Below are 6688 nucleotides of genomic sequence, written 5' to 3' on the forward strand. Positions count from 1 at the left end.
CACGATCAACAGTTCAGGGTAATGACAAGCGACGGCGACCCGTCCGCTGCGCTGCACGCTCACTTGACGAGGCCGCGCAGCCACGCTGAAACGCGTTCGGCGCAGGCGACCAGCACGAACGTGGCGATCAGCAGGAACGACACCGTCTGGTACTGAAAGAGGTTCATCGCGGTCAGCAACTGGAACCCGATCCCGCCAGCGCCGACGAAGCCAAGCACCAGCGACGAGCGCAGATTTTCGTCAAAGCGGAACAGGCCGATGCCGAGCAGCGACGGCAACACGCCCGGCACCACCGCGTGGCTCAACACCTGCAGCCGGCCGGCGCCGGTCAGCGTCAAAGCCTCGACGGGGCCCATGTCCATGTCTTCGACTACTTCTGCAAACAGCCGCCCGAGCATGCCGACTGAGTGGACCGCAAGCGCTAGCGCGCCCGGAAACGGCCCGAGGCCGACTGCGGTGACGAACAACAGCGCCCATACCAGGTCGGGCACCGCACGGGTGACGCCGATCACCGCGCGCGCGGCGTAGTACAGGGGCCGCGCCGGCGTGACATTCGCGGCGGCGAGGATCGCGAGCGGGAAGGCCAGAATCACACCGAACACGGTGCCGAAGATCGCCAGGTCTATCGTCTCGAGCACGGGCCACAGATTCGGGACGAACTGGTCGAACGCCGGCGGCAGCGCGCGCGAAATGATGTCGGCCATACCGTGGGCGCCGGTCACAAGATCCTGCGGACGGGCCTGAACTACGATCCACGCCTGCACGAACAAGGCGAACACGACGACTGCGGCGCACACCGACCAGATGGTGCAGACTCCGGACGAGCCGGCTGGCACGCGCATTTCGACTACCTTGCTCATGATGCCTCGGCTGAATAGAGACTTGCGATCTGCTGACTGGTGACCTCCGAAGCCGGCCGGTCGAATTCCAGCACGCCGCGGCGAAGGCCGATCAGCCTGTCGGCGTAGCGTGTCGCCAGTTCGGGCTGGTGCAGCACACACACCACCGCGAGTCCGTCCTCAGTAGCAAGGCGGCGCAGCAGGCGCATGACCTCGTCGGCGGCTTCGGGGTCCAGACTGGCGACCGGCTCGTCGGCGAGCAAGACATGCGGACGTTGCGCCAACGCACGGGCAACCGCCACACGCTGCGCCTGCCCGCCCGAGAGTGTGCCGGCACGCTGGCCCGCCAGATGCAGCAGCCCGACTTCGTCCAGACACGTCTGCGCAGGCTGGATTTCCTCGTGCGGCAAGCGACCGAACGCCGTCGCTAGCGTCCGGTGCCGGCCCAACGTGCCGCAGCAGACATTCGCTAGTACGCTGCGTCGCTTGACGAGATTGGCGTTCTGCGAAATCAGCGCGAGCGGCAGACGTGCCTGCCGCAGCGCTTCGCCTGACAGCGCGGCCAGATCGCGGCCAGCCACCTCGACTGAACCGGTGGTTGGCCGGTTCAGTCCGACCACGCACTTCATGAAGGTCGATTTGCCGCTGCCGTTGCTGCCCAGCGCCACGACGAGCTCGCCGGCATGGACAGACAGGTTAAGGTTGCGTAGCGCGGTATGACCATTTGCGTAACGCATCGTCAGATCGCGGACGGTTAGTTTTACGCCGGGGGCGAGCCCGGCACGCGGTTCCGTCCCGGGTATGCCGCTCCGGGCGGCCGCAAACGGGCTCGCCTGGTCCAGCGAGATATCGCCGGATGCGCTGGACAGGGTATTCACAGTTTTGCCAGATCGATGTGGAGCGTGGACACCAGATCGCGGATCTGGTTGTAAGCGGCGTCGGATTGCGGAACCGTCATGAGTTGCGGGTTCTCGTTCGACGCCAGGAACTTCTGATCGGCCTCCGGCAATTGATGCAGGTCGAGCGAACTGAGAACGCTTGCTAAACGCGCCTTGAAATCGGCAGGCAGATCGCCGCGCACTGCCAGCGGATCGAGCGGAATCGGATCCGATTGCCACAGCGTCACATAGGCCGAAGAGTCGTACTCGTTGTGCAGCTTGGCGCTGGCGATTTCTTCACTGTTCAACTCGCCGGCTTCGACCTTGTGATTGCGCAACGCTTCGAACGATGCCGTATGGCTGCCTGCGTAGATCGCCTTCACGCCCTTGTCCGGATCGACACCGCCTTTGCGCAGCCCGTAGGCGGGGAACAGATGGCCGGACGTGGACGCCGGATCGGCGTAGGCGAACGAACGGCCGTTGGTGTCGGCCAGCGTCTTGATGCCCGAGCCGGGCCACGTGACGATGGAGGCATAGTAGGTAGCCGGCTTGCCTTGCTCGCCGGCGAACGTGGCGACAGCCTCGGCGTGCGCGACCTGGTGGGCGAGCACATAGCCGAGTGGGCCGAATTCGCCGAATTCGAGCTTGTTGTTGCGCATCGCCTCGATCTCGGCGTTATAGCTGGTGGCGACGTATAACTGCACCGTGCAACCAAGCTTGTCGCCGATCATCTTCGCGAGGTCCGTATAGACCGGCAGCATGCGCTGTGCCGATTCGTACGGCTCGACGCCAAAGCGAACCACTCCGTCGTTCGGACAGGTACCGGCTGCATGTACGGCACCGGAGACGAGACCCGCGGCAAACGCCACGGCCGTTAAAACTTTGGATAGCTTCATCATTTCCTCAAGTTGTATGACACGTGTATCGAGCAACTCAACGACATATTCATTTTTTGCGCTTGCCTACCTGCTGGTCGGCAGCACCGTCTGACTTACTCAGACGACACGCTCGCCTGCCCGCCAGGTCGCGCGGGGCACAGGCAGCGCATCGTGCATCCTCACCCGGACGAAATCGGCCCGCAAACCGGGTGCAATGGCGCCGCGATCGTGCAGCCCCACTGTGCGGGCCGGTTCGGCGGAAACGCTTGCCATTGCGCGCGGCAGCGTCCAGCCAGCCTTCTCGACGAGCTCGAACGCCGCGCTCAAGAGACTCGACGGCACGTAATCCGACGACAGGATGTCGAGCAGTTCCGCCTTCGCGAGTTCGAGCGCGGAGACGTTGCCCGAGTGCGAACCGCCGCGCACGATGTTCGGCGCCCCCATGATCGTCGCGATGCCGTGTTCGCGCGCAGCCTGAGCGGCCTCGCGGGTGGTTGGGAATTCGGCCAGCACGATGCCCTCGGCAGCCGCCTGTTCGACATGCGCGACCACCGTGTCGTCGTGGCTCGCCACCGGTACGTTCAGCGCCGCGCAGCGCCCGACAATCTCGCGACGGTGCGCGTCGGCATAGAACTCCTGGCCGTCAGAAAGTTCGGCAACCACGGCGGCGAAGCGTTCGTCGGTCAGTTTGCCGCGCCGTTCCTGCCAGCGGCGCCATTGGTCGCGGTCATGCCATTGCCGCTGCCCCGGCGTGTGATCCATCACCGAGACGAGCCGCAGCAATGGATGCATGGACAACGAGTCGAACACGTCGACCACGTCGGGCGCGGCGATTTCGCAGCGCAGGTGCAGGAAATGCTCGGCACGCAGCAACTGGTGTTCGGACAAGTGCGCCAGTGCCTGTGCGCACCGAGTCTGCAGATCGCGATTATGCATATCCACGTCCGAACGTGCGCCGATTCGGAGCGAATCGAAGACAGTCGTGATGCCGGCCGCGGCCACCTGCGCGTCGTGAATCACGAACGCGGCATTGATATCCCACCGCACGCCGGGGCGCGGCGCGAGGTGTTTCTCGAGATTGTCAGTGTGCAACTCGATAAGGCCCGGCAAGAGATAGTCGCCATTCCAGTCTTCGGCTTCGCGCGCGGACGTGTTGCCGCGATCCAGATCCCGGATGAGGCCTTCTTCGATACGCACCGTTCCGGTGAATTCTTCATCTCGCGTCACCACGCGAGCGTTCCTGATCAGCATCGACATGCTCCGTAGGTGTGTCGGTCTTAACTTGGTGCTGCTGTACGACGCAGCGGTGGTTGTAGTTCGAGGCGGCGTGTGGCGACCCTCGCGCGCGCGCCTTCGTCGTGAAAGATGCCGACGGTCGCCGCGCCACGTGCCTCGACGATCAATTCGGCGACCACATCACGGTTATCCGCGGCGGGAGAGGGCGAGGCGGAGGTTGCATTCATCGAGGTTCCTCTCAATCTTTCAACCAGTCCGTAAGCATTTAGTCATCTAAACGTCTAGATGAGTTTGGGTGTCTGTAATTTCCCCCCATGACGCATGCACTGCCGTTTACATTTTCATCACGCTTGCGCACTACGGTACTCGCCACAGCAAACATTTGAACCGCGGGGAATGACAAAACCATGACATCGAACAACAACACAACGCTGGCTACGCAGTTTGAACTCAGTGCGGATGTTGGTTCAGAATCGGCGACGAACTGATTCAGCGAAACAATGCGTGGCGCCAGGCCATCGGGCAAACACTGCCCGATGACCGCAAAGCGCAAGCGCTTAGAACGTGTGCCGGATACCGACGCGCGCGAGGACCTGATTTGCGCTCGACGACGGTGCATCCGCGCCCGTTATATACGCGGTATTCAACGGGGCCGACACCGTGCCGCCACCCGATGCGTGCTGGTACAGGCCCTGCACATAGACGTCGGTGCGCACTGACAGGTTGTAGTCCGCCATCAAGCCGAACTGCTGGTATTTCGGCTTTGAATTGCCTGCACTGCTGTTGAAATGGGCAATCGTGTAGTTGTACATCGCGCCGACATACGCGGCCTTCGTCAATTGATACTTGGCGTTGAGTTCGAAGTTGTCGAATTTCAGGCTGTTCGCGGTGTTCGCGAAGTTGCCGACGTAGACCGAACCGGTCGCGTCGTTCAGGCTCGTATGGCTATACACGAAGCCGAGCATCGTCGGTCCGATCGTGTAGTTAATGCCCGCGCCCCAGACCTGTTGACGGCCCGCGAAAAAGTCGGTGTCGTCGGCTGCGAGCGAACCGCCTGTCGTGCCGCCCGGATTGTTGATCTGCATATAAGCCGCGGCCACCGTCACATTGCTGCCCACGTATTGCGCGCCGAGGCTGTAAGACCGATTGTTCGCGAAGCCACCTGCCTGGTTGCTGAAGTCGTACAGACCGCCGAACGTAAAGCCGCCGTACGTATTGCTCGTGTACTTCACGCTGTTGTTCAAACGGAAGGAGTTGTCGGTGTTGTCGTTATCGTACGGATGAGACATCAGAGTGCCCGCCCAGTTCGTACAACGTGACGCTGCTTTGCGCCATCGCGCTGATAGGGGCAAACGTACAGCCGAGCGCGGTATTGGCAACCGCGGCAAGCAGGAGTTTTTTCATGAATGCGGATCCTTGTGGGTAAGAACACCGCGCCGGTGCATCGCCCGCGCGATTCGCGCGGCGTCCAGGTGCAGCCGACGTCAGGTGTTCGCACTTTAGGACCTACAGAATCCCGCCCCACAGCAATTCAGAATTGCTCGATTGGTGTTGTGCGGGGCCTACGCGTACGTCGCTTCGGGCCTTGCTTTCGAGCGGTTTCCGACGATAGCGCTCCACGACGAAATCGACGAAACTGCGCAAAGCAACCGCCATGTGTGGCTGCCCGAAATACAGCAGCCACACGGTGCGTTCGTCGCCGCATAGCGTCACGTCGCCCAGCAACGCACGCAAGCTGCCGCTGGCCAGTTCGTTCTGCACGAACGAACGTGATAAGCGCGCGATTCCGAGTCCCGCCTGCACCGCACGCTTGACGACCTGAGGGCTTTGTATGTTCAGAATCGGCCGCACGACGACGCGGTGTGTGCCGTCGGCGTCGCGGAACTCCCAGTAACGGCTCGGCGCATCCGACGCGACGAGCACGTCGTGCGAGGCCAGTTCGCCCGGCGTGCTCGGCGCCGGGCGACGCGCGAGATAGTCTGGGCTTGCAACAATCACGTCGCGTGTTTGCGCGAGCGGTCGGCACACCAGCGACGAATCACGCAGGTGACGCTCCGCACTGAAGCAGACATCGAACTCGCTGGCCGCGACGTCGCTCATATTGTCGAACACTGTCAGGTCGAAACTCATGCGGGGTTCCTGGGCACGGTAAGCGGCAAGCACGTCCGGTAGATCCGTAGTCGCGTACAGCGACGACGCCGCTATCCGCAGCGAACCGGTCGGCTGTTCCACTGCGGAGGCAATACATTCGTCCATGTCATCGAGCTGCCTGAGTAACGCGATGCAGCGCTCCCAATACAGTTGGCCCGTCACCGTCAACGATACGCGCCGCGTAGTCCGGTTGACTAGCCGAACGCCTAAGTGTTCCTCGAGCGTCGCGACACTGCGCGTGACAACCGAATTGGAAATACCCAATTGCTTGGCGGCTTCGGCGAAATTCAGGTACTCCGCGACTTTGGCGAAGATGCGTATCGACGCCAACTGGTTCATCGTGTTCCCTGGCGCACGCCGGGTGACCGGCTTCGGGCGCAATACGGCAGTGTGAGGGGGCGAGAAACCATAGCTGGGCACTCCATCTGCAAGACGTCGAACTCGTCGCGGGGCTGGAATCGCGTGGCTACGCGCGCGCCTAACCGCGGGAGGTTAGTTCTCAGCATAGCGGTCACTTCGTTACCCAAAGCCGTCCGGCAGATTACAGGATTGTTATTTTTCTGGGTAAGACTCATTTAACTGGACTTTAGACACCCGAACGGAGTCCGCGACCATGGTTGACGAATGGTCGTGGAGCAGCGAACGAGACCGAGATTGCGATGAAACGTTTGTGCGGGGCCGCAGAAGCGGCATCACACGGAAAGTC

General features: G+C 62.1%; 7 protein-coding genes and 1 pseudogene. All 8 read right to left on the reverse strand.

Annotated features, from left to right (window positions below; genetic code table 11):
• Positions 1-59: 59 nt before the first annotated feature.
• The 8 genes and pseudogenes from phnE to GNZ12_RS20385 all read right to left on the reverse strand — a co-directional run bounded on the left by phnE (position 60) and on the right by GNZ12_RS20385 (position 6321).
• Positions 60-860 carry a phosphonate ABC transporter, permease protein PhnE gene (phnE, locus tag GNZ12_RS20355; protein ID WP_172312979.1) on the reverse strand — a complete coding sequence of 267 codons (801 nt, stop codon included), beginning with the start codon at positions 858-860 and terminating at the stop codon, positions 60-62.
• On the reverse strand, positions 857-1717 hold the full coding sequence (phnC, locus tag GNZ12_RS20360; RefSeq protein ID WP_172312981.1) for a phosphonate ABC transporter ATP-binding protein: 861 nt from the start codon (positions 1715-1717) through the stop codon (positions 857-859). The genes phnE and phnC overlap by 4 nt, the downstream gene beginning before the upstream one ends.
• A complete protein-coding gene (locus tag GNZ12_RS20365) occupies positions 1714-2613 on the reverse strand; it encodes a phosphate/phosphite/phosphonate ABC transporter substrate-binding protein (protein ID WP_172312983.1) in 900 nt (299 codons plus the stop codon). Before GNZ12_RS20365 ends, phnC begins: the two co-directional genes overlap by 4 nt.
• A 99-nt stretch (positions 2614-2712) precedes the next feature.
• Positions 2713-3846: an alpha-D-ribose 1-methylphosphonate 5-triphosphate diphosphatase gene (locus tag GNZ12_RS20370; RefSeq protein ID WP_172312985.1), complete on the reverse strand. Its 1134-nt coding sequence runs from the start codon at positions 3844-3846 to the stop codon at positions 2713-2715.
• Positions 3847-3872: 26 nt separating this feature from the next.
• A pseudogene (locus tag GNZ12_RS20375) lies at positions 3873-4025 on the reverse strand (phosphonate C-P lyase system protein PhnL); the annotation flags it as partial.
• Positions 4026-4388: 363 nt separating this feature from the next.
• Positions 4389-5120, reverse strand: coding sequence for a porin (locus GNZ12_RS20380; protein WP_235993828.1), 732 nt, complete (start codon positions 5118-5120; stop codon positions 4389-4391).
• Positions 5101-5235, reverse strand: a complete 135-nt coding sequence (locus GNZ12_RS45055) for a hypothetical protein (protein WP_268959044.1) — start codon at positions 5233-5235, stop codon at positions 5101-5103. The genes GNZ12_RS20380 and GNZ12_RS45055 overlap by 20 nt, the downstream gene beginning before the upstream one ends.
• Before the next feature lie 102 nt (positions 5236-5337).
• Positions 5338-6321, reverse strand: coding sequence for a LysR family transcriptional regulator (locus GNZ12_RS20385; RefSeq protein ID WP_172312987.1), 984 nt, complete (start codon positions 6319-6321; stop codon positions 5338-5340).
• Positions 6322-6688 lie beyond the last annotated feature (367 nt).

Source organism: Paraburkholderia solitsugae (assembly GCF_013177695.1).
GTDB classification, from domain to species: Bacteria; Pseudomonadota; Gammaproteobacteria; order Burkholderiales; family Burkholderiaceae; genus Paraburkholderia; species Paraburkholderia solitsugae.

Coding starts and splice junctions, on each gene's coding strand:
- phnE (WP_172312979.1), bottom strand. CDS start 860: ATGAGCAAGGTAGTCGAAATGCGCGTGCCAGCCGGCTCGTCCGGAGTC.
- GNZ12_RS20365 (WP_172312983.1), bottom strand. CDS start 2,613: ATGAAGCTATCCAAAGTTTTAACGGCCGTGGCGTTTGCCGCGGGTCTC.
- GNZ12_RS20370 (WP_172312985.1), bottom strand. CDS start 3,846: ATGCTGATCAGGAACGCTCGCGTGGTGACGCGAGATGAAGAATTCACC.
- GNZ12_RS20380 (WP_235993828.1), bottom strand. CDS start 5,120: ATGTCTCATCCGTACGATAACGACAACACCGACAACTCCTTCCGTTTG.
- GNZ12_RS45055 (WP_268959044.1), bottom strand. CDS start 5,235: ATGAAAAAACTCCTGCTTGCCGCGGTTGCCAATACCGCGCTCGGCTGT.
- GNZ12_RS20385 (WP_172312987.1), bottom strand. CDS start 6,321: ATGAACCAGTTGGCGTCGATACGCATCTTCGCCAAAGTCGCGGAGTAC.